Origin of the sequence: Pseudogemmobacter faecipullorum (genome assembly GCF_020539525.1) — a bacterium.
GTDB lineage: Bacteria > Pseudomonadota > Alphaproteobacteria > Rhodobacterales > Rhodobacteraceae > Pseudogemmobacter > Pseudogemmobacter faecipullorum.
This window is the reverse complement of the sequence record NZ_JACDXX010000002.1, coordinates 31,475-52,221: the sequence shown is the minus strand read 5'-3', so window position 1 is coordinate 52,221 and position 20,747 is coordinate 31,475. Positions and strand designations below refer to the sequence as shown.

Below are 20,747 nucleotides of genomic sequence, written 5' to 3'. Positions count from 1 at the left end.
CATGCCGGTCAAAGGGATGAAACGGCGAGGCGATGGTGCAGCAAAGACACAGTGCCCTTCTCCGGCCACACTCCCGCCTCTCTGTGCTGCCGGGCGCCACCCCGGCGCCACAGCAAGGCAAAAAGCCTTGTTCGCTTAAGGGCGCTCAGTTAGACAGCCTTCTATATTGAGCAGGAGATCCCGATGTTCCAGGCAAAGGCCGCGCGTCTCGCGCTCAGCGGGGCGATGCTTCTTAGTCTCGCCTCCTGCGGCACCTTCGGAAATGGCGAGACCCGCCAGGATCAGTCCGGCGCCGCAGAGACCCGCTTCGCCCAGACGCAGAAAGCGCCGGTCACTATGTCACGGCGTGAAGCCGAGGCCCGGCAGAAAAGCGGCACGATCTGGGGTCTTTTCAGCTCACGCGAGCCCAATGTGACCGTCGAGGTGAACAAATACCTCTGGCAGGCCTCGCTTGAGGTGCTGAACTTCCTGCCGATTGAGACCGTCGATCCCTTCACCGGCGTGATCGTCACCGGCTATGGCCGCCCACCGGGCGGTGGCCGCGCCTATCGTGCCACGATCTATGTCCAGGATCCGGCACTGGAAGCGCGCAGCCTGCGCCTGTCGCTGCAAAGCCAGGGTGGCGGCGCGGTTTCGCCCGATACGGTGCGGGCGGTTGAGGATGCGATTCTGACCCGGGCCCGCCAGCTGCGGATCCGCGACAGCCGGCTCTGACCCTTTCTCTGGCAAGAATAATTCAGGGCGGGGAATTCCCCGCCCTTTTCTGTCCGGCCCGCTGGTTTCAGCATCCGAATCGGCTGCGGTCTCAGCGCCGCATCATCGCGATGCGCAAAAGCACCCGCTCCATCAGCGCCAGACCCGGCACCCCGGCGCTGGAGCGCAAAGTGAGATCGGCCTCGACCAGATCGGCAATCGCCGGTTCCAGCGTCCGCACCCCCCATTGACGCAGCTGATTCTGCATCCGGTCGCGGCGCGGCCCGAAGACCCGCGCTTTCATCAGCCCTGACGAGGCCCCGCCGGGATCACAGGCGGCGATATAAAGGCTGCGAAAATGCCGGAGCGCCTGAATGCAGAGCGTCACCGGCAAAACCCCCTGGCCGGAAATGCGCTGCATCAGCAGCCCGACCTGGCGTCCCTGACCCTCGGCCACCGCATTCAACAGCTCATCCACCTCGGTCTCAATCGTGGCGGGGGCCAGCGCGGCCACCTCTGCCGGACTCAGCGGTGTGGCATCGCGCCATTTATAAAGCGAAATCTTTTCAAGCGTCTGGCGGAAATCGCCGGGATCGAGCGCCCGGGCCAGCGTATTCAGATCATTCATCGCCTCGGGGCTGATCTGCGTCAGCCCGGCTTTCTTCAGCTCGGCCTCAATCTCATCGCGGCCCGGCGGATCATCATAAAGACCGATGCAGACCGCATGGGGATGTTTCTCAAACAGCGTTTTCAGCGCCGATTTGCCTTTCAGCTCGCCCGCAGTGACCACGATCACCGCATCGCCCGCGCGCCATTCCTTCAGCGCCGCGCCGATCGCATCTGACAGGCCATCGGTGGCATCCTCGACAAAGGCCACGCGCTGACCGGGGAAAAACCCCGAGGCCCGCATCGCATCGGAAAGCGCCGCCCCGTCGCGGCGCAGGTCGCCGCCCGAGAGCCGTGAGAGCCGCATCTCGCCCTCGCCCTCGCGGCCGATCAGCGCCAGGATCACCTCCTGGCGCTTCATCGCCACCCGCATGGCATCAGCGCCAAAGATCAGCAGCCCGGCCCGGTTCGGATCCGGCTTTGCGAAATAATTCCGGGCCTCGACCCCGCGCAGCAGCATGGCTCAGCGCGCGGAAACGGGGGCGGTGATCCGGCCCTGTTTATAGAGCACCGCCAGCTCAGCCATCAGCCGCGAGACGGTCTGATCGGCAAGGATCCGCATCAGCCGCACCCGGGCATCCTCTTCCGCCGCCAGCATCGCCACGGTCGAGCCGGTGGCCGAGAAGGCGGTAAAGCTCTGCACCGTGCCGGTCACCAGATGCTCTCCCGCCGCATTGCGAAGCGTATAGGAAATCCGCCCCTCAAGATTATAGCGCGTGGTGCGGTTATCCGAGGTGATGCCAACGCCGATGCTGTTGGTGGTGATGGTGTAATCCAGATCATAGAGCCGCCGCTCAGGCCGCCCGAGCCGCTCTTCAATGCGCTGCACATAGGCAAAGGCCTCTTTGCTGTCGGGATCTGCGGCACGCACAGTCCCGAACAGGCCTTCAGTCAGCCCGCCCTTTTCATAGGCCGGCGCAAAGCCGCAGGCGGCCAGCGCCAGCGGCAATGCAAGCAGTGAACGACGTTTCAGCCTGGTCAGATCAGACGACGACATTGATGATACGCCCCGGGACTACGATGATTTTCCTGACCGGCTCGCCGGCAAGGAATTTCACCACATCCTCATGGGCCAGCGCCAGTTTTTCAACCTCGGCCTTGTCCATATCTTTCGGCACGCTGATTTCCGCCCGGCGTTTGCCATTGATCTGGATCGGCAGGGTAACGGTATCATCGACGAGGAGCGCCGGATCGGCCTTCGGCCAGGGGGCCAGGGCGCAAAGCCCCTCGCCGCCCTGCATCGCCCAGACCTCTTCGGCGAGATGCGGGGTCATGGGCTGCATCAGCTGCGCCAGTATGCGCAAAGCCTCGCGCATCACCGGGGCCGAGGCATCGGCGCGGGCGATGAAATTGGTAAAGCCGTAAAGCGCCGCGATGGCCTTATTGAAGGCAAAGCCCTCAATCGATTTCGTCACCTCACCCACCGCGCGGGCCGCCGCCTTGCGCAGCTCGAGATCCGCGCTGCCCTGGTGATCCGCCGGCATGCCAGCCACCCGGTCCGAAAGCGTCCAGACCCGGCTGAGGTGCTTATTGCTGCCCTCGGCCCCCGAAGCCGTCCATTCAATGTCACGCTCGGGCGGGCTGTCCGACATCACGAACCAGCGTGCCGTATCGGCCCCGTAAGAGGCGATGATCGACATCGGATCGACGACGTTTTTCTTGGATTTCGACATCTTGGCCGAGGGGATGACCTCAACCACCGTGCCATCGGCCAGGGTCACGCCGTTTTCCGTACGGATCACATCTTCGGGCAGGTGATAGACCGGGCGGCCATTGGCATCTTTGGTCTTATAAATTTCATGCGTCACCATGCCTTGCGTGAACAGGGCGCTGAAAGGCTCACGCGATTTCGCAGGCAGATGGCCGGTGACATTCATCGCCCGGGCAAAATAGCGCGAATAGAGCAGGTGCAGAATCGCATGTTCGATGCCGCCGATATACTGGTCGACATTCATCCAGTACTCCGCCTCGCCCGCCTCGGTCGGCGTGGTGGCACGCGGGCTGGTGAAGCGGGCATAATACCACGAGCTGTCCACAAACGTGTCCATCGTATCGGTTTCACGTTTCGCCGCCTGGCCACAGGCCGGGCAGGAAGTATCGCGCCAGCTCGGGTGACGATCGAGCGGATTGCCCGGACGATCGAAAGTCACATCATAGGGCAGCTCAACCGGCAGATTTGCTTTCTTCTCGGGCACCACGCCGCAATCCGGGCAATGCACGACCGGAATCGGGCAGCCCCAGTAGCGCTGACGCGACAGGCCCCAGTCGCGCAGGCGGAACTTGGTCACGCCTTTGCCAAAGCCTTTTTCCTCGGCCAGAGCGATGGCATCGACAATCGCCTGCTCGCCGGTTTTCACCGCCTCGCCCGCGACATTACGGATGAACTCTACGCGCTCAGATTTGGCGGGCACGAAGGGCTCGCTCAGGACGGCCTCTTCACCGCCCTCAGCCACGAAGACCGGGGTGATCGACAGGCCATATTTGCTGGCGAATTCGAAATCGCGCTGGTCATGCGCCGGGCAGCCGAAGATAGCGCCGGTGCCGTAATCCATCAGGATGAAATTGGCGATCCAGACCGGCAGCTCGACCGCAGGGTCAAGCGGATGTTTCACCCGCAGCCCGGTGTCAAAGCCGACTTTCTCGGCGGTCTCGATCTCTTCGGCGGTGGTGCCGCCCTTGCGGCATTCAGCGGCAAAATCAGCAATCGCCGGGTTTTTCCCGGCCAGCAGCTTCGCCAGCGGGTGATCGACCGAGATCCCGGCAAAGCTTGCGCCCCAGAGCGTGTCGGGACGGGTGGTATAGACCTCGAGTTTTTCATGGCCGGCAGGCGCATCGACGAGGTCGAAGGCAAATTGCAGCCCCTGGCTCTTGCCGATCCAGTTCGCCTGCATCAGCCGGACTTTCTCGGGCCAGTTTTCCAGCCCCTCCAGCGATGCCAGAAGGTCATCGGCCATATCCGAGATTTTGAAGAACCACTGGGTCAGCTCTTTGCGCTCGACCAGCGCGCCCGAGCGCCAGCCACGACCATTCTCGACCTGCTCATTGGCCAGAACCGTCATATCGACCGGATCCCAGTTCACCACGGCGGCCTTGCGATAGACGAGGCCCGCTTCCAGCATATCGAGGAACATTGCCTGCTGCTGGCCGTAATATTCCGGGTCACAGGTGGCGAATTCGCGGCTCCAGTCAATCGACAGGCCAAGCGGCTTCATCTGCCCCTTCATCACCGCGATATTATCATATGTCCAGTCTTTGGGATGACCGCCCCGCTCCATCGCCGCATTCTCGGCAGGCATGCCGAAAGCGTCCCAGCCCATCGGATGCAGAACCGAGAAGCCGCAGGAGGATTTAAAGCGCGCCACCACATCGCCCATGGTGTAATTGCGCACATGGCCCATATGGATGCGCCCCGACGGATAGGGGAACATCTCAAGCACGTAATATTTCGGCTTTGACGCATCAGCTTTCGCGGTAAAGACCCCGGCCTCTTTCCAGGCGGTTTGCCATTTCTGTTCGATGACCGAAGGTTCGTAGCGCGACATGGAAAAAGCCTCTCGAGAGCGGGACGAGGAGGGATTACCCCCGCAAAGGCCAGAGGTAAAGGATCAGAGCGTCAGTTCCATATCACGATGCGCAATACCGGCATCATCGTACTCGGGACCAAAGGCCACAAAGCCGAGGGCCTCATAAAATCCCAGCGCATGCAGCTGCGCCCCGAGCTTTGCCTTTTTCACCCCCGGACGGGCACGCAGCACGGCGATGGCCTCGCGCATCAGCGCCTGGCCCAGGCCCCTGCCCCGAGCCTGCTGCAGCACCGCCACCCGGCCGATCTTGCCGGTTTCCCCCCCGATCAGCAGCCGCGCCGTGCCGAGCGGCCCGGTCTGATCCCTGGCCAGCAGATGCAGTGCCACCCCGTCCAGATCGTCGAGCTCATCGGCTTCGGAGACATTCTGCTCTTCGATGAACACCCGCCGCCGGATCAGGCGACAGGCGGCGAGGTCATCGGTCAGCGCAATGCGGATCACGCGAAGTAATCTTTCAGGATCCGGGCATAAATCGCCTTGAGCTGGTGGATCTGCGCTATCTCAACCCGTTCATCCACCTGATGCATGGTTTTGCCCACCAGGCCGAACTCGACCACCGGGCAATGATCCTTGACGAAACGCGCATCCGACGTGCCGCCGGAAGTGGAATATTCCGGGCTGACGCCGGTCTCGGCCAGCACCGATTTACGGATCAGCTCCGAGAAATCTCCGGGCGGGGTCACAAAACTTTCGCCCGAGGATTTAACTGTCGCGGTGATCTTCACCCCGGTTTCAGCCTCAGTCGCACGGACATGGCCCCCGATCCAGGCGGCAAGACTCTCGCCGGTATGAAGATCATTATAGCGAATATTCACCGTCGCCTGGCCGCGTGCCGGGATCACATTGGTGGCCGGATTGCCGCAGTCGATGGTGGTGATCGCCAGCGTCGAGGCATCGAAATGATCCGATCCTTCATCCAGCGGCTTTTCCTCCAGCCGTGCCATCAGCTTTACCAGCGCCGTCATCGGGTTTTTCGCGCGATGCGGATAGGCGGAATGGCCCTGCACCCCTTCGGCGGTGAACCAGGCGGTCAGCGAGCCACGGCGGCCGATTTTCATCATCTGGCCCATTGTGTCCGGGCAGGTCGGCTCGCCGACGAGGCAATGCGTCATCCGCTCGCCATTGGCCGCCATCCAGTCGAGCAGCGCGACGGTGCCGTCTTCGGCCACGTCCTCCTCATCGCCGGTGATGGTCAGAACCAGCGCGCCATCGGGAGGATTATTCTGCACGAGATCAATCGCCGCCGCGACATAGGCCGCCACCCCCGATTTCATATCGGCTGCCCCCCGGCCATAAAGCCAGCCGTCTTTCTCTTCGGCACCGAAAGGATCCACCGTCCAGGCATTGCGGTCGCCCACCGGCACCACATCGGTATGGCCGTTAAAGCCAAAAGAGCGGTTCGCCCCTTTCAGCCCCCAGCGGGCAAAGAGATTGGAGATCCCGCCGCGATCCACTCTGGTGCAGCTGAACCCCGCAGCACTCAGCCGCTCTTCGAGCAGGACCAGCGCCCCCCCCTCAGCCGGGGTAACCGAATTGCAGCGGATCAGGGCAGCGGTCAGAGCAACGGGATCGACAGGCGGGCGAGCGGTCATGGCAAATCATCCTCAGGCGTGATGCCCTTGGTCTAATTCGCCACAGAGCGCGGGGCAATCTCTGTGCTGGTGCTGTCGCTGCGATATCGCTGTCGCGCCCGCTCTGTGCCCGAGGCGACTGCCTCAACCGGCGAGAGCACGATACCGGTCGCATTGCGCAGCGTCAGCACCACTCCGGGCAGCAGCCCCACCCGTGAATCGGCCTCGGCCCGGAAGGCGGCATCAAGGTTTGAGATCCCGCCCAGCAGCTGCAGCAACGCCGGCGAGGTGCCGAGGTTATTATGCCCCGAACCCGAACTATAGGCAGCGGTGTCGTAATAGGTGACCTTCAGATCCGCTATCACGCTCAGATCTTTCAGATTGCCCAGACGGTCGGGCGCGCCTGCCAGCCGCGAAGAAAGATTCAGGATGGAATCGCGGTTGCTGCCAAAGATCAGGAAGGGCTGCGGCAGGGTTTTCATCGCCCGCGCCTGAGCGCGGAACAGATCGACATCAAGATCCGGAGAAATCAGGATCACCCCGCCGACCCGGCTCATCACCTTGCTGTCGCCACGCAGCGAGGCCTGACGCAGGGTCTCCATCGTCAGCGCCCCGCCCATGGAATGGGCCACAATCACGATCCGCTCGGCCCCGGCCGAGACCACCTGATTCATCAGCTCTTCCAGCCCGTCACGGCCATAGAGCGAGGAATCACGGTCATAGACATAGCCCAGCGCCGAGCCGCGCGAGGGCCAGGCGTAATGCACCGCCACACCCGGGACTTTCAGATCATGATGCATCTGCGCGACACGGTAGACGCTCTCGGCCATAGTATTGTTGAAACCATGCACATAGATCACGACATCGCGCTGCCCGCGCCGCCCCAGCGCACCGCGCAGATCGCTCTGGAAGGCTTTTGCATCGGGGAATTTGCGGTCGGCCAGGGTCAGGAAATCCGTCGCCGGATCCGCCCGGCGCAGATTGCGCGGCCAGGTCACCTCACCCGCCTTATGATTGGCCGGCACCAGAATATCATAGCGCAGGAAGCTCGCCACAGCCGCGCGGCCAAAGCCAAATTCGCCGTTTTCCTCAAGCCGCGAAGTGCCGACGTAAATTGCCATCCGCGTTGCACTCTGCTCGGCAATAGCTGCTTTTTCGGGCGGCAACTCCTCCACCAGGGTGAAGGTACCGCGCTGGCCGCAGGCGGCCAGGGTGAACATCAGCACAAGGGCGATAAGAGCTTTCATCTGCACTTCATCGCGCGCCGGATGCATTTGCGTCAACCCCCGCGCGTGCTCCCGCCAGGCTGAGAACCGGTCAGGGCTGTAACAATTGGTATTACGCCGCACAAGGCGCCTGAAAAGACCGGGGCTGCATCCTCCTGCAGCCCCGGTTTTCGCTTACAGAACGTAGCGCGAGATATCGGCCGAACGGGCCAGAGCGCCGACGTTTTTCTCGACGAAAGCCTCATCAATGGTGATCTCATCGCCGCCACGGTCGGGGGCGGTAAAGGACAGTTCCTCAAACACCCGCTCCATCACCGTATAAAGACGGCGCGCACCGATATTCTCGACCGAACGGTTCACCTCGGCAGCGAGGCGGGCAATGGCCGCGATACCATCGGCAGTGAAGCTGACCTTCACCCCTTCGGTCAGCATCAGCCCGGCATATTGCCGGGTCAGCGCATTTTCGGTCTCGGTCAGGATGCGGATGAAATCTGCCTCAGACAGGGCCTCAAGCTCGACCCGGATCGGCAGACGGCCCTGCAGCTCGGGCAGCAGATCCGAGGGTTTGGCCACATGGAAAGCGCCCGATGCGATGAAGAGGATATGGTCGGTTTTCACCGGGCCGTGCTTGGTCGAGACGGTCGTGCCCTCGATCAGCGGCAGCAGATCACGCTGCACCCCCTCGCGCGAGACCTCAGCCCCGCGCGCCTCCGATTTAGCGCAGATCTTGTCGATCTCATCGAGGAAGACGATGCCCGAGGACTGCACCGCCTGCAGCGCTGCCTGTTTTACCGCCTCATCATCCAGAAGCTTATCCGCCTCCTGGCCGATCAGCAGATCATAGCTGTCCATCACTGTGACCTTCTTACGGCTGGTGCGCTGGAAGGCTTTGCCGAACATTTCCTGCAGGCCCTGCAGTTGCATCTCCATCCCATTGCCGCCGCCACCCATCATCGGCATCGAGGGGCCGGGCTCGGCGACCTCGATCTCGATCACGGTCTCGTCCAGCTCGCCGGCGCGCAATTTCTTGCGAAACATCTCGCGGGTCTGCTCGCGTGAGTCTTTCCCGGCGATGGCGTCAATCACCCGCTCCTCGGCAGCGCGGCGGGCCTTTTCCTTCACCTCATCGCGCATATAGGCGCGGGTATCGACAATGGCGACATCTACCAGATCGCGGATGATGCTTTCGACATCGCGCCCGACATAGCCCACTTCGGTGAATTTGGTGGCCTCAACCTTCAGGAAGGGTGCCCTGGCGAGCTTTGCCAGACGGCGGGAGATTTCGGTTTTGCCGACGCCGGTCGGGCCGATCATCAGAATATTCTTCGGATAGACCTCTTCGATCAGCTCCGCCGGCAGGCGGTTGCGCCGCCAGCGGTTGCGCAGGGCAACCGCCACGGCACGTTTGGCCTCGCGCTGGCCAATAATGAAACGGTCCAGCTCGGATACGATCTCGCGGGGGGTCAGGTCAGTCATAACTCACTCGGGTCGTGAATAGGGGGGAAGCCGGTCTTTGCCGGGAAAGTCGGGAAGCCGGGCCATAACAAAGCCACGCAACTGCACCCACCAGGTGCCGATGGCCGTGATCAGCCCGCCAAGGATCAGCATCGTGCCAACCCAGGAGCCAAAGCCCTCGCCGGTCATCCAGGTGATAACAATGGCGATATAGGCAATGGCGGCAGAGAGGAAAGAGCGGCGGTCAATCACCAGCGCCAGCAAGGTGATCACCGCCAGCGCCAGGATCAGCAGGGGCATCGCCGTTGCCCCGCCGGAATTATAAAGCGTCAGCGCCACGGTATTGACCAGAGCCGGTGCCGCCAGCAGATGCAGCCAGAAGGCCGTCGCCGAATGTCGCCCGAGCCGGTGCGGATCTTTCATATCGAACCACATCCCGGCCAGGAAAGCCACGAGGCCAAAGGCCAGGGTGGCAAAGGCAAAGACCGGGCTCTCATTCAGATCAAAGAAAGCACTCCAGGCCGAACTGCGCCCCGCAATCGCAAAATTCGCAATATTCTCGAGCGAAAGCGTCAGCGTATAAAGCGTGGCAAGGGCAAAGAGGCCCAGGATGAAGGCCGAGAAGGGCAGCCGGAAACGGTGATACCACAAGCCCATGGCAAGCGCCGAGACCAGCGGGGGCAGAACGAAAGTGCTGCGCCCCGGGATCACCGGCCCATATTGCCACATGATCGACATGACCGAGAAATAGACCCCGGCCCCGAAGGTGGCGGCCAGCAGCATCGAGGGCAGGGTCATGCGCCGTTTCAGCGTGAAATAGCCCGCCCACCACCAGGCCACCCCGGCGACGCTCAGCGGCAACAGGATCAGCGCCGTCGCCCCGGCAAACAGGGTCAGCACGCCAAAGACCCCGGTCAGCAGGATCGACAGGCCGATGGTGACAAAAATCTCGGCAAAGCCTTTGAAAAACTCAAAAGGCTCATCCTCGGCCGCCATGGCCGCGCGATGACCTGCGCGTTTCTCGCCCAGAGCCGCCAGGCTTGCGGCCTGGGCTTCGGTCAGAATACCGGCCTGAACCCCGGCGCGCAGATCCTCAGCCTTCATTTGCGAACCTTTTCAACGGTGAGATTGCCGTTGGTGTAGACGCAGATCGAGGCGGCGATGGCCATGGCTTTGCGGGCCAGGGTCTCGGCGTCAAAATCGGTTTCCATCAGGCCACGCGCGGCGGCAGCGGCAAAATTCCCGCCTGAGCCGATGGCGGCAATGTCATATTCCGGCTCGAGCACGTCACCGGCACCGGTGATCACATAGAGCTGGTCGCCATCGGTGACGATCAGCATCGCCTCAAGATTGCGCAGATATTTATCCATCCGCCAGTCTTTGGCCAGATCAACACAGGCGCGGGCCAGCTGACCGGGGGCGGCCTCAAGTTTTTTCTCCAGCCGTTCCAGCAGGGTGAAGGCATCGGCAGTCGAGCCGGCAAAGCCCACCACCACATCATGCCCGCCCGGCGAGAGGCGGCGCACTTTGCGGGCCGAGCCCTTGATCACGGTCTGGCCCAGCGATACCTGGCCATCACCCGCGACCACAACCTCGCCGCCCCGGCGTACCGCAAGGATCGTCGTGCCATGCCAGCCGGGGAATTTATCATCCGCCATAAAAAGCCTCGTCTTTCTCTTTGTTCCTATATGGAACGCAGCGGCCGGGCGTACAAGTAAGGCCTCCGACTGGACTTCCTGCCCCCCGGGGGGCATGTTCGGGCGGTCTTTTCCTGAGGGGCGCTTTCCCCTGCCCCTGCAAGAGGCCTGTAATGTCTGACCGGAAGCATTCGAATACTTCTGCGCTCTATCCGGTCCTGATCGGAACCAGGGCCCGGCATGGCACGGGGTTGCGGCAGAGCTGAGCATCGCGCTTACAGCTGCGGCAACCCGGTCTCCTCGCGCTGATCTGTCACAAATCCGTCCAGCGGTGCCAGGGCACCCTCCGGACGCTGATTGGGGAATGCCATGTCTGTCTGGACTGTACTTGACCGCGCCACAACCCTGGCCGGAGACGAAATTCTGCTGCGCCAGCGCGGCACTCTGTTTGAAATCCGCTATAACGGCATCGAGCTGATGTCGAACCTCAACCATCATTCCGAAGCGGTGCTGGCCGAGCGCAGCCTCAGGCTGATGCAGTACAGCCCCGGCGAGGTGCTGATCGGTGGGCTGGGACTGGGCTTTACCCTGCGCGCGGCGCTGGATCTGCTGCGCCCGGAGGCGCGGGTAACGGTCTGCGAGCTGATCCCTGCCATTGTCAGCTGGAATCACGGGCCGCTGGCCGGGCTGACCGGTCATGCCCTGCGCGATCCGCGGGTGGAGACCCAGGTCCGCGATGTCAGCGAGCTGCTGGAAGACAACCCCGGCCGCTATGATCTGATCCTGCTGGATACGGATAATGGCCCCGATAATCTGGTGCGTGATGACAATGGCCGCATCTATGGCGATCCGGGGCTGGAACGGGCGCGCCGGGCCCTCGCGCCGGGCGGGCTGGTGGCCTTCTGGTCGGCCGAGGTCTCAGAGGGATTTGAGGCCCGGCTCCTCGCCGGGCAGTGGCACTGGCGGCGCGAGGATATTGCCCTGGTGCCGGGCCGGGTCGATGCCATGCATCATATCTATTTCGCCAGTGCCGAGCCGATTGCGGCAACGGCCGCGCCGCGAAAACTGGCCGCCTGAATGCATAGGGGCCCCGCGAGGGGCCCGTTTTCACAGCATCCGCGCCGGTTCAGAGCGCAGCTTTAATCCAGGTGTCGAGCGCGGCTTTCGGCGCTGCGCCCACCTTATTCGAATGGACATGGCCGTTTTTGAACAGGAACAATGCCGGAATACCGCGCACACCCAGCTGCGCCGGGCTGTCGGGATTTTCGTCGACATTGACCTTCACGATCTTCACCTTGCCGGCATATTCAGCGGCCAGCTCTTCCAGAGCCGGGCCGATCATCCGGCAGGGACCGCACCATTCGGCCCAGAAATCCACCACAACCGGAATATCCGATTTAAGGACTTCCTGGTCAAAAGTGGCATCGGTAACGGCAACGGTTCCAGCACCCATGGCTGTTCTCCTGAAATCTCTTGTTGCAAAGAAGCTAGGTTTGCCCCCTGCCAAGGTCAAGGGAGGCGGGGCCTATTCGCTCTGCGCCCGGTGCAAGGCCGCCTGGCACAGAGCGAGAGGCAAAAGCATCAGCCGCGGCGCCCGGGTCCAGAGGATCGCCGTCGCAACCTCCCGCCCCGGATAGATCGCCCCCACCGCATGGGCATAGGCTCCGAGCTGGCGCAGATAGGGTTCGGGCACCTCTTCAGGGCGGCGCGGCAGGGTGCTGTTCGATTTGAAATCGATGATCGTCACCTTGTCGGGGCTGATGACCAGCCGGTCGATTGAGCCCGCAAGATTGCCCCGGTTCCAGGGCGCGGCCACCTCGACCTCGGCCAGAGAATTGCCGCTGAAGGCCCAGGCCAGATCCGGCGCGGTCAGGATCGTCGCTGCTTCTGCCAGCAGCACCTCTCCCGCGCCAAGCGTCTGTGCCAGCCCGGCCCAGGCCGGTTGCGGCCGGTCCGCCAGATGCTGCAGCAGCAGGTGCAGTTTGGTGCCGCGCTCGAGCGGATCATCCTCCTCAAAATCCGGGACCGGCAGACGCTCCCCCGCCACCACGACCGCCTCGCCACCGCCAAGGCCCGAGGGCGACCAGAGCCGGGGCGCCGGCGTCGCGGGCGCGGCGGGAAGCAAGGCAAAGCCCGGCGCGGGCACATGTGCCAGGGCTTCCAGCGGCGCAGGAGCATCCGGGGCCCAGGTGCCGAATTCATATTGCAGCCGCCCGCGCAGCCCCTGCTGCGGGCCCATTTCCGCCAGGCCTTTCGCAATAATCCCATACCAGGATGTCTCGCCCGCCTCGCCCGCTGCGGCGACGATCAGCCAGTGCTTCGCCCGGGTGATCGCCACATAGAGCAGACGCAGGTTCTCGGCCTCACGCGCCGCAGCGCGCTGCGCTTTGGTGGCGGCCAGGGCATCGGGATCATCGGCCTTTCTGCCCGACCAGGTCATCAGCCCGGGGTCGAGGGCCAGAATCTGATCACGGTCCTGCAGCTTGCGGTCGCCGGTATCGGGCAGGATCACCACCGGGGCCTCGAGGCCCTTTGAACCATGCACCGTCATCACCCGGATCAGCCCGCCCTCGCCCTCGGCCTGGCGTTTGACCTCCAGATCCCCGGCCTGCATCCAGACCAGAAAGCCGGTGAGGCTGGGCACTTCGGCGCGTTCATAGGCCAGGGCCTGCTGGCTGAGCTCATCAATCGCATCCGCCGCCTCCTCGCCCATCCGGCCCAGGAGCCGCGCGCGGCCCTGGTGTCGGGTCAGAATGCGGTCGAGCAGCTCATAGGGGCGCAGGAATTCCGCGCCATCGCGCAGCTCCTGCAGCACGGCGAGGGTTTCCTGCTCGCCGGAATGGCGCAGCGCCTCCCAGAGGTAGTATTTCCGCCCCTGCGCCAGACGGTAGAGCTGCGCCTCGGACCAGCCGAACAAAGGCGAGCGCAGCGCCGTGGCCAGCGACAGGTCATCCTCGGGAGTGTTGAGGAAAGACAGAAGCGCCAGCAGATCGCGCACCGCCAGCTCACCCGTCAGCAGCAGCCGGTCCGGCCCGGCAATCGGCAGCCCCTCGGCCTTGCAGGCACGGATGATGGCTTTGAAAATCTCGCCGCGCCTTTGCACCAGGATCAGAAAATCCCCGGCCCGCAGGGGGCGAAAGCCGCCCGGGGCTTTATGATCGGGGATCTGCCGCCCCTCGCGGATCATCAGCGCAATCTCCGCCGCGACCTGCCCCGCCAGCACCACAGGGGCATCGGTCTCGCCGGTCAGATCCACCGGATCGAACCATTCGCGCGGCTCGGGCTTTTCCGGCTTTGGCACCACCGGCCAGAGATCGACCCGGCCCGGCAAAGCCTCATGAAAGGGCTGATGGCGGAAATCCCCGCCCAGCGCCGCCTGCATCTCGCCCTGGAAACACAGATCGACCAGCGCGAGGATCGCTTGTGAGGAGCGGAAACTATGCACAAGGCTATGCTCGGTGACCGGTACGCCCGCACCCGCAAAGCCTTCGGCAAAGCGGGTTTTCACCTGATCGAAACCCGAGACATCCGCGCCCTGGAAGGAATAGATCGACTGTTTCTTATCGCCGACGACAAAGAGCGAGCGCTCGGTTTGCCGCGCCCCCTCGCCCGCCATAAATTCTTCGGTCAGCGCGGCAATGATCTTCCATTGCGCCGGGCTGGTATCCTGGGCCTCATCGACCAGCACATGATCGATCGAGCCATCAAGACGGTACAGCACCCAGGGCGCGACCGCCGGATCGGTCAGCAGCGCCGTGGCACGGGTGATAAAATCATCAAAATCCAGCCAGCCGCGCCGGGCCTTGGCTGCCGCATAGCGGCGCAGGAATTCGGCGGCAAAAGCATGCAGATCGAGGGCTTTTTTCAGCGCCGAGAGGCCAAGCCGCAACGGCCTTGCATCCGCTACCCGCAGCATCAGCCCCTGCAACAGATCCAGATCCGCACCCAAAGCCGCGCGGCTGTCCTTGGTGGGGAATTTATCGCATTTCGCCTCACCGGCGCGCTCGCCGGTTTTATAGAGGAACATCCCCTCCAGCTGCGCCAGGGTGGCAAGGTTCAGATCGCGGATCGCTGCCAGATCGGCCCCGGCAACCGGATCGGTTTTGCCCTTTGCCGCCATCAGCACCTGGCCTATCCGGCCCAGCAGCTCCAGATCGGCCGGCCCGAAGGTCTGATCCAGCAGGCTTTTGTGATCGAGCCCCCCGGGCAGGCCAAAAGCCACGCGCAACGTGCCCTCATCGGGCATCACCGCCAGATCAGCGCGCTGCCCGGTGATCTGCAGCAAGAGATCGTCAATCCGCTCCCCCGCATCGCCGAGGATCGCCTCGAACAAAGGCTGGGCCTCATCCCCGGCCATATGCTCAAGGATTTCGGCGCGCAAAAGCCCGGCTGAGCGGTCATCAAGTTCGGTGAAAGAGGGGCTGACCCCCGCCTCCAGCGGAAAGCGGCGCAAGAGCCCGGCACAGAACGAATGGATGGTCTGAATGCGGATGCCGCCCGGGGTCTCAATGGCGCGGGCAAAGAGCTGGCGGGCGCGACGCAGGCCAGCATCAGAGAGCGCGGCCGCCTCGCCCAGCTCGCGCAGATTGCCGAGCAGCTCGTCATTCCTTGCCATCGCCCATTCGCCCAGACGCCGGAACAGCCGGTTCTGCATCTCGGCGGCGGCGGCTTTGGTATAGGTCAGGCAAAGGATATTCTGCGGATCGGTGCCGCGCAGCAAAAGCCGCGCCACCCGGTCGGTCAGCACCTTGGTCTTGCCCGAACCGGCATTGGCCACCAGCCAGACATTGGAGGAGGGATCGGCGGCCGAAATCTGCGCTGCCGAGGCGGAATTAAGCGCGGTCATGGCACGTCCTCTGGTCTGGCCGGATCGGTGATCTCCCATTCGCCGTAGCGCGCCAGATCATCGTAATCGCCACGGTCGCGGGTCTCGACCATAGCGCGGCGCGAGCTATAGCCCCGCCCTGGTTCGCGGTAGGCAAGGATCAGCCTGCGGAAACCGTTCAGCACCTTCTCCAGCTCCTCCGGCCCCAGCCGGGTCTCGACCGTCTTCAGATCGCGGGCGAGGCGGATATAGGCAATCTCGATATCATCATGCGGCCCCAGTTCAGGGAAGGCGCCTAAATTTGCCATCAGCGCCGCCAGATGCAGCTGTTTGGCAAAGGCTTCCTGCTGCGCCGGGCTGGGCGGGCTGCCGGTCTTATAGTCAATAATCTTCAGCCGCCCGTCGGGCAGAATATCCATCCGGTCGGGTTTACCGACCAGGGTAAAGCCCAGATCCTTCATCTCGATGGCATATTTTTTTTCCATCGACACGGTCTGGCCTCCGGCAGTCAGCAGCCCCTCGACGAAGGGGCGCGCCAGATCCTCCATCCGCATCCGCCAGATGGCGCGCATCGCGGGCCAGGCGACATCGCGTTCCAGCACTTCATCGGTCACCGCCAGCAAGGCCGCCTCGGCCGCCTCGACGGTTTCGGGCAGGCCACGTTTCAGCAGGGTCTCGGGGACTTTATGCAAAATCTCGCCGCGCAGCCGGGCATCGGCACTGGGGCGTAATGGCATCAGGGGGTTCAGCTTCAGCACATGGCGGGCATAGATGGCGTAGGGATCACGGATCAGCTTTTCAATCTCGGTCAGCGACAGGCGATTGGGCCGCACCGCGACCGGCGGACGCGGCGAAGGCCGGCCGGAGCGCGGTGTCACGATCGGGGCCGAAACCGCCTCGCCCTCGCGGATCAGCTGCTCACCCCGCGCCCGCATCGCCGCCAGCGCCGCCCGCCCGCCGGTTTCGGGCAGGCCGTCGAGCAGGTTGGTCAGCCGGTTCAGCCAGCGCGAGGGCACGGTTTCCGCCTCGGCATCGCGGCGCGCGCGGCTGAGCACCACCTCTTTCGCCCCGACCGCCATCTGGAAGTCATGCGCCGAGAGGCCGACCCGGCGCTCGGGCAGCAAAAGCCCCAGCTCCATCCGCATTTTGCGGTTCAGCCAGGGATCGGGCGGCACTTTGGCAGGCCAGATCCCCTCGGACAATCCGGCGAGGATTACCAGATCGGCGCCGACCACCCGGGCCTCCTGGGCGCCAAGGATGACGATCCGCTCATCCGCCGGGATCAGGCTGCGCACCTGGCCGCGCGACAAGACGGAATCGCTCAGCGCGCTGTAATCCGAGGGCGTGAGCATCAGGCCCGCGGGCGCCTCTTTCGCCAGCTCTTCCATCGCCGCAATCGCCGCCTGCCCCGCCTCTTTGGCCCAAAGCTGTCCTTCGCCCTCATCGCCCGTGCCGCGCGCCAGCATCTCGGTCAGCCGGCGATGGGTGGCGATCAGTTCGGTCAGGGGGGCGGGCGTCACGGCGGCCAGCGCATCGAGCACCGCACCGAGGCGTTCGGCCCAGAGCACGGCAAAGGGATCTTTGCTGCGATTGGCCCAGTCGCGCAGCGAGACGGAATCCGGGAAAGCCGGTCCCTTGCGGCGCAGCTCCAGCTCCAACTCCAGCGACAGCCGCAGATGCGGGCCGCGCTCGCTGCCCGAGAAAGTCAGCGGATGTTTCAGCAGCGTCAGACACTGATCCGCCGACAGCCGCCGCCCCATGGCACGCGCGATCAGCCGCAGCAGACGCCCAGGCGGCGAATGCAGCAAAGGCTGACCGGCGGAATCATCAGGCTTCAGCGCCCAGCGGTCGAGCGCGGCGGTGACGCGGCGGGTCAGATCACGGTCGGGGGTCAGCAGCGCGGCTGATTTTCCCTCCGCCACCGCCTGGCGCAGGCGCAGGGCAATCGCCTCGGCCTCGGCCCGGGGATGCGGTGCCTCGATCAGGGTCAGGTTGCGGGTCGCTGCGCCAAGATCACCGAGCTCCGGGCCTTCACTGATCCACTGATCGGTGACCGGGGCCGGGCGCAAAGCCAGCGAGACCAGCCGCCCGCGCGCCGGATCCGGGGCACCGTCCTGATCCCAGCGGCGCACATCCACCGGCCGCAGATCAAGGCTGCGGCACAGATGATCATAGCGATATTGCGGATGATCCTCCTGGATCCCTTCGGCGCCCACGCCCAGCTCCTGCCAGACCGCTTCGGGCTGGTCGAAATCAAAGCCCGGCAGCAAAAGCGCGCCCTGGGGCAGGCGCGCCACCGCCCGCATCAGAAGCGCCGTGGTCCCGCGAGAGCCGGTAGAGCCGGCCACGATCACCGGATCCGGCACCGGGTTTTCAGCCCAGGCGCGCAGCAGGGTCAGCGTGGCAAGGCGCAGCCGCGCCTCGGAATCGGGCGGAACCTCATCACCGAAGAACTGGCCGACCAGCGAGACGAAGCGGCGGGTGCGCGCCCAATGCGCCGCATGGCCCTCAATATCGAGATGGTTGAGGGCATCGGGCGCGACATCCTCGGCCCGCATCTCATCCATCAGATTGGCGAGACTGTCCGAAAGGTCATACAGCGCCTGGCGCGGCGCGAGATCGGGCTCGGCCTGCAGCAGATGGTCGATCAGCACCGCCAGTTCGAGCCGCCGCCCCAGTTTCGAGACCGAGGGCAGCTCGCCGGTCAGCAGCGGATCCTGGCCCGGATCGGTGACCACCCGTAGCCGGGGCAGAAACCCGGCGCCGCGTTTCAGGAAAGCCTCGCGCACATGGCGGCGCATTCTCTGGGTGTTCAGCCAGATCGTGACCCTCGCCAGCGCCTCGGGCGGCTGCCCCTCAAGTCGCCGGATCACGCCTTCGACCAGCCGCGCCGGAAAATCGACGCCGGGGGCAAGGCCGTAAAGCCGCGGGCCGGGATCCCGGAACATCATGAAAGCAGGGCCTCGGCCCCGGCCAGGCCCTCGGGGCTGCCGACATCGCACCAGCCGCCCGGCCATTCCAGCGCAAAGGCGCGACCCGAGGCGATCATCCGGTCCCAGAGTTTGTTCAGCGAAAAGACCTGATCCGGGATCGCGGCCAGGCCTTCGGTCCTGAGGATCTGCGCCCCGAGATAGACATGCCCCTCCATGCCGGTAGCACGGGCGATCCGGCCTTCGGCATCAAGGGTGAAATCGGCATTGCCCTGTCGGCCGGGCAGACCGGCGCGGGGCTTTACAAGGAGAAGCGCATCCATCCGCGCCGGCTCCCAGGCCCGGGCCAGGGCCAGAAGCGGATTGCCGCCGGTCCAGACCACATCGGGGTTCAGCGTCAGCACCGGCGCGGTGCCGAGAAGCGGCAGGGCCTTGCGCAGCCCACCGCCGGTTTCCAGGATCTGATCCGCCTCATCGCTGATCCGCACCTCGCTGCCCGCGAGATGATCCAGGATCTGTGTGCCGAGGTAATGGGTATTGACCACAATCGGCCCGGCCCCGGCCTCGCGCGCCAGATCAAGCGCACGGTCCAGCAGCGTCCGTCCGCCAACAGGGATAAGAGGCTTTGGCCGGTCAGCGGTCAGCGCCCGCATGCGGGTGCCAAAACCGGCGGCAAACAGCATCAGGGGGAGGGAAGGCGGCATGCCCTGATCCTTTCGATCACATCTTCATCCGGCCCGGGCAGGATCGCCTGCACTTCGGCGCGCAGATCCGCCAGCACCGGATGGGCGAGGTTGCGCATCAGCTGGCCCCAGACCCGGGGCAGGAAAGCCAGATAACGGTCTTTGCCCGCAAGCATATTCAGCCGGGCAAAAATGCCAAGGATGCGCAGGGCCCTGAGCGCGCCGAGCGTGGCATAGGCCGGGGCAATATCCGCGACCTGGCGGCCCCGCGCGCGCGCGAAAGCCTCCAGCACCGCCGCCTCGGTCGCCCCGGACACATCGCGCCGGGCATCCTGCAACAACGAGACCAGATCATATTCGGGCTGGCCGAGCTGGCCGAGCTGGAAATCGAGCAGGCCGACCCGGGCCACGCCTTCCCTTGCTGGCAGCCAGAGCAGATTTTCGGCATGGAAATCGCGCAGGATCAGCACGCGCGGCCCATCGGCATGGGTCTGAAGCGCCGCCCTCAGCGCCTCCTCAAACCCCCGGGCATCCGGCACCACGCCCGTCGCGCCCCTGGCATAGAATTCCGGGGCGAAAAGCGCTGACGCCGCCCAGTCTTCCGCCGTCAGATCGGGCAGTCCCCGCGGCGCAGGGGCGGATTGCAGCACCATAAGCGCCTCTGCCGCCGCAAGGCAGAGCGGCAGTTCCAGCACCGGATCATCCCCGATCAGCCGGGCAAAGATCCTATCGCCCAGATCCTCGATCAGCATGAAGCCTGCCGCTTCATCCAACGCATAGATCCGGGGCGCGGACAGGCCGAGCGAAAGGAGATGCGCAGCGATGCGGTGGAAGGCGCCGACATCATCACCGCAGCCCGGCGGCGCATCCATCAGCACGGCCTTTTTCGCTCCCAGCTGCACCCGTTCATATTCCCGGGCCGAGGCGTCCCCGGCAAGAAAGCGGCGCCCGGCCCCGGCCCAGCCGATCCTGGCCAGGAAGGCCGCGCTTTCAGCTTGCCTCATGCCTCACCCTCCAGCGCCGCGATAAAGGCCGCAGGCGCGCTCAGGCGCAGCAGCCGCCCCTCACCCGCATAGGAAATTTCAACCCGGATCGCATCCCGGGGCGCATAATCCCCCAGGCGGTCAGGCCATTCGATCAGCAGGATATCCTGGCCCATCGCTTCGGTCAGGCCCAGCTCCTCGACCTCGCCTACATCGGTCAGCCGGTACAGATCGGCATGCCAGACCTCGCCCCCAAGGGTCTCATAGGTCTGGACCAGCGTGAAGGTCGGCGAGGGCACATCGACTTCAGCCCCCGATAAAGCGCGGATCGCCGCCCGCGCCAGATGCGATTTTCCGGCCCCGACCGGGCCCTCCAGAAGCACGGTCATCCCCGGGCGCAAAGCAAGACCGAACCGCGTGCCAAAGGCGCGCGCCGTCTCTTCATCCGCCAGGGGGAATTCTCTGATCTCAGCCATAGCGCAGTCTTACGTCAG

The 20,747-nt window shown here is 64.3% G+C and carries 17 protein-coding genes; 2 read left to right on the top strand and 15 right to left on the bottom strand.

Going from position 1 to position 20,747, the window contains the following annotated elements:
• Positions 1-183: 183 nt before the first annotated feature.
• Positions 184-714 (top strand): DUF3576 domain-containing protein, encoded by a 531-nt coding sequence (locus tag H0485_RS02055; protein ID WP_226933697.1) that lies wholly within the window; start codon positions 184-186, stop codon positions 712-714.
• Positions 715-805: 91 nt separating this feature from the next.
• On the opposite strand, the gene holA is transcribed toward H0485_RS02055, so the two are convergent.
• From holA to hslV, 9 genes are all read right to left on the bottom strand, one after another.
• Positions 806-1,819, bottom strand: a complete 1,014-nt coding sequence (gene holA, locus H0485_RS02050; protein ID WP_226933696.1) for a DNA polymerase III subunit delta — start codon at positions 1,817-1,819, stop codon at positions 806-808.
• 3 nt (positions 1,820-1,822) lie between these two features.
• A complete protein-coding gene (lptE, locus tag H0485_RS02045; RefSeq protein ID WP_226933695.1) occupies positions 1,823-2,356 on the bottom strand; it encodes an LPS assembly lipoprotein LptE in 534 nt (177 codons plus the stop codon).
• Entirely contained in the window at positions 2,343-4,901 is a 2,559-nt protein-coding gene (gene leuS / locus H0485_RS02040; RefSeq protein WP_226933694.1) for a leucine--tRNA ligase, read from the bottom strand. The genes lptE and leuS overlap by 14 nt, the downstream gene beginning before the upstream one ends.
• Before the next feature lie 63 nt (positions 4,902-4,964).
• The gene (locus H0485_RS02035) at positions 4,965-5,381 is read right to left on the bottom strand and encodes a GNAT family N-acetyltransferase (RefSeq protein WP_226933988.1); all 417 of its coding nucleotides are present in this window, start codon (positions 5,379-5,381) and stop codon (positions 4,965-4,967) included.
• Positions 5,381-6,535 (bottom strand): succinyl-diaminopimelate desuccinylase, encoded by a 1,155-nt coding sequence (gene dapE, locus H0485_RS02030; protein WP_226933693.1) that lies wholly within the window; start codon positions 6,533-6,535, stop codon positions 5,381-5,383. Before dapE ends, H0485_RS02035 begins: the two co-directional genes overlap by 1 nt.
• A gap of 32 nt (positions 6,536-6,567) precedes the next feature.
• Positions 6,568-7,761: an alpha/beta hydrolase gene (locus tag H0485_RS02025; RefSeq protein WP_226933692.1), complete on the bottom strand. Its 1,194-nt coding sequence runs from the start codon at positions 7,759-7,761 to the stop codon at positions 6,568-6,570.
• A gap of 153 nt (positions 7,762-7,914) precedes the next feature.
• Positions 7,915-9,216: an ATP-dependent protease ATPase subunit HslU gene (gene hslU / locus H0485_RS02020; RefSeq protein WP_226933691.1), complete on the bottom strand. Its 1,302-nt coding sequence runs from the start codon at positions 9,214-9,216 to the stop codon at positions 7,915-7,917.
• A 3-nt stretch (positions 9,217-9,219) separates the two neighbouring features.
• Positions 9,220-10,299 carry a hypothetical protein gene (locus H0485_RS02015; protein WP_226933690.1) on the bottom strand — a complete coding sequence of 360 codons (1,080 nt, stop codon included), beginning with the start codon at positions 10,297-10,299 and terminating at the stop codon, positions 9,220-9,222.
• On the bottom strand, positions 10,296-10,853 hold the full coding sequence (gene hslV / locus H0485_RS02010; protein WP_226933689.1) for an ATP-dependent protease subunit HslV: 558 nt from the start codon (positions 10,851-10,853) through the stop codon (positions 10,296-10,298). Before hslV ends, H0485_RS02015 begins: the two co-directional genes overlap by 4 nt.
• Positions 10,854-11,201: 348 nt before the next feature.
• Here hslV and H0485_RS02005 point away from each other — a divergent pair, with 348 nt between their 5' ends.
• Positions 11,202-11,909 (top strand): spermidine synthase family protein, encoded by a 708-nt coding sequence (locus H0485_RS02005; protein WP_226933688.1) that lies wholly within the window; start codon positions 11,202-11,204, stop codon positions 11,907-11,909.
• 49 nt (positions 11,910-11,958) lie between these two features.
• Here H0485_RS02005 and trxA read toward each other — a convergent pair whose 3' ends face one another.
• From trxA to tsaE, 6 genes are all read right to left on the bottom strand, one after another.
• On the bottom strand, positions 11,959-12,285 hold the full coding sequence (gene trxA / locus H0485_RS02000) for a thioredoxin (RefSeq protein WP_226933687.1): 327 nt from the start codon (positions 12,283-12,285) through the stop codon (positions 11,959-11,961).
• A gap of 72 nt (positions 12,286-12,357) precedes the next feature.
• On the bottom strand, positions 12,358-15,678 hold the full coding sequence (gene addA, locus H0485_RS01995) for a double-strand break repair helicase AddA (protein WP_226933686.1): 3,321 nt from the start codon (positions 15,676-15,678) through the stop codon (positions 12,358-12,360).
• Positions 15,675-18,608 carry a double-strand break repair protein AddB gene (addB, locus tag H0485_RS01990; RefSeq protein ID WP_354002430.1) on the bottom strand — a complete coding sequence of 978 codons (2,934 nt, stop codon included), beginning with the start codon at positions 18,606-18,608 and terminating at the stop codon, positions 15,675-15,677. Before addB ends, addA begins: the two co-directional genes overlap by 4 nt.
• Entirely contained in the window at positions 18,605-19,291 is a 687-nt protein-coding gene (locus H0485_RS01985; RefSeq protein ID WP_226933685.1) for a nucleotidyltransferase family protein, read from the bottom strand. Before H0485_RS01985 ends, addB begins: the two co-directional genes overlap by 4 nt.
• Complete coding sequence (locus H0485_RS01980; protein WP_226933684.1) at positions 19,270-20,274, bottom strand: aminoglycoside phosphotransferase family protein; 1,005 nt, start codon at positions 20,272-20,274, stop codon at positions 19,270-19,272. The genes H0485_RS01985 and H0485_RS01980 overlap by 22 nt, the downstream gene beginning before the upstream one ends.
• Complete coding sequence (tsaE, locus tag H0485_RS01975; RefSeq protein ID WP_226933683.1) at positions 20,271-20,729, bottom strand: tRNA (adenosine(37)-N6)-threonylcarbamoyltransferase complex ATPase subunit type 1 TsaE; 459 nt, start codon at positions 20,727-20,729, stop codon at positions 20,271-20,273. The genes H0485_RS01980 and tsaE overlap by 4 nt, the downstream gene beginning before the upstream one ends.
• Positions 20,730-20,747 lie beyond the last annotated feature (18 nt).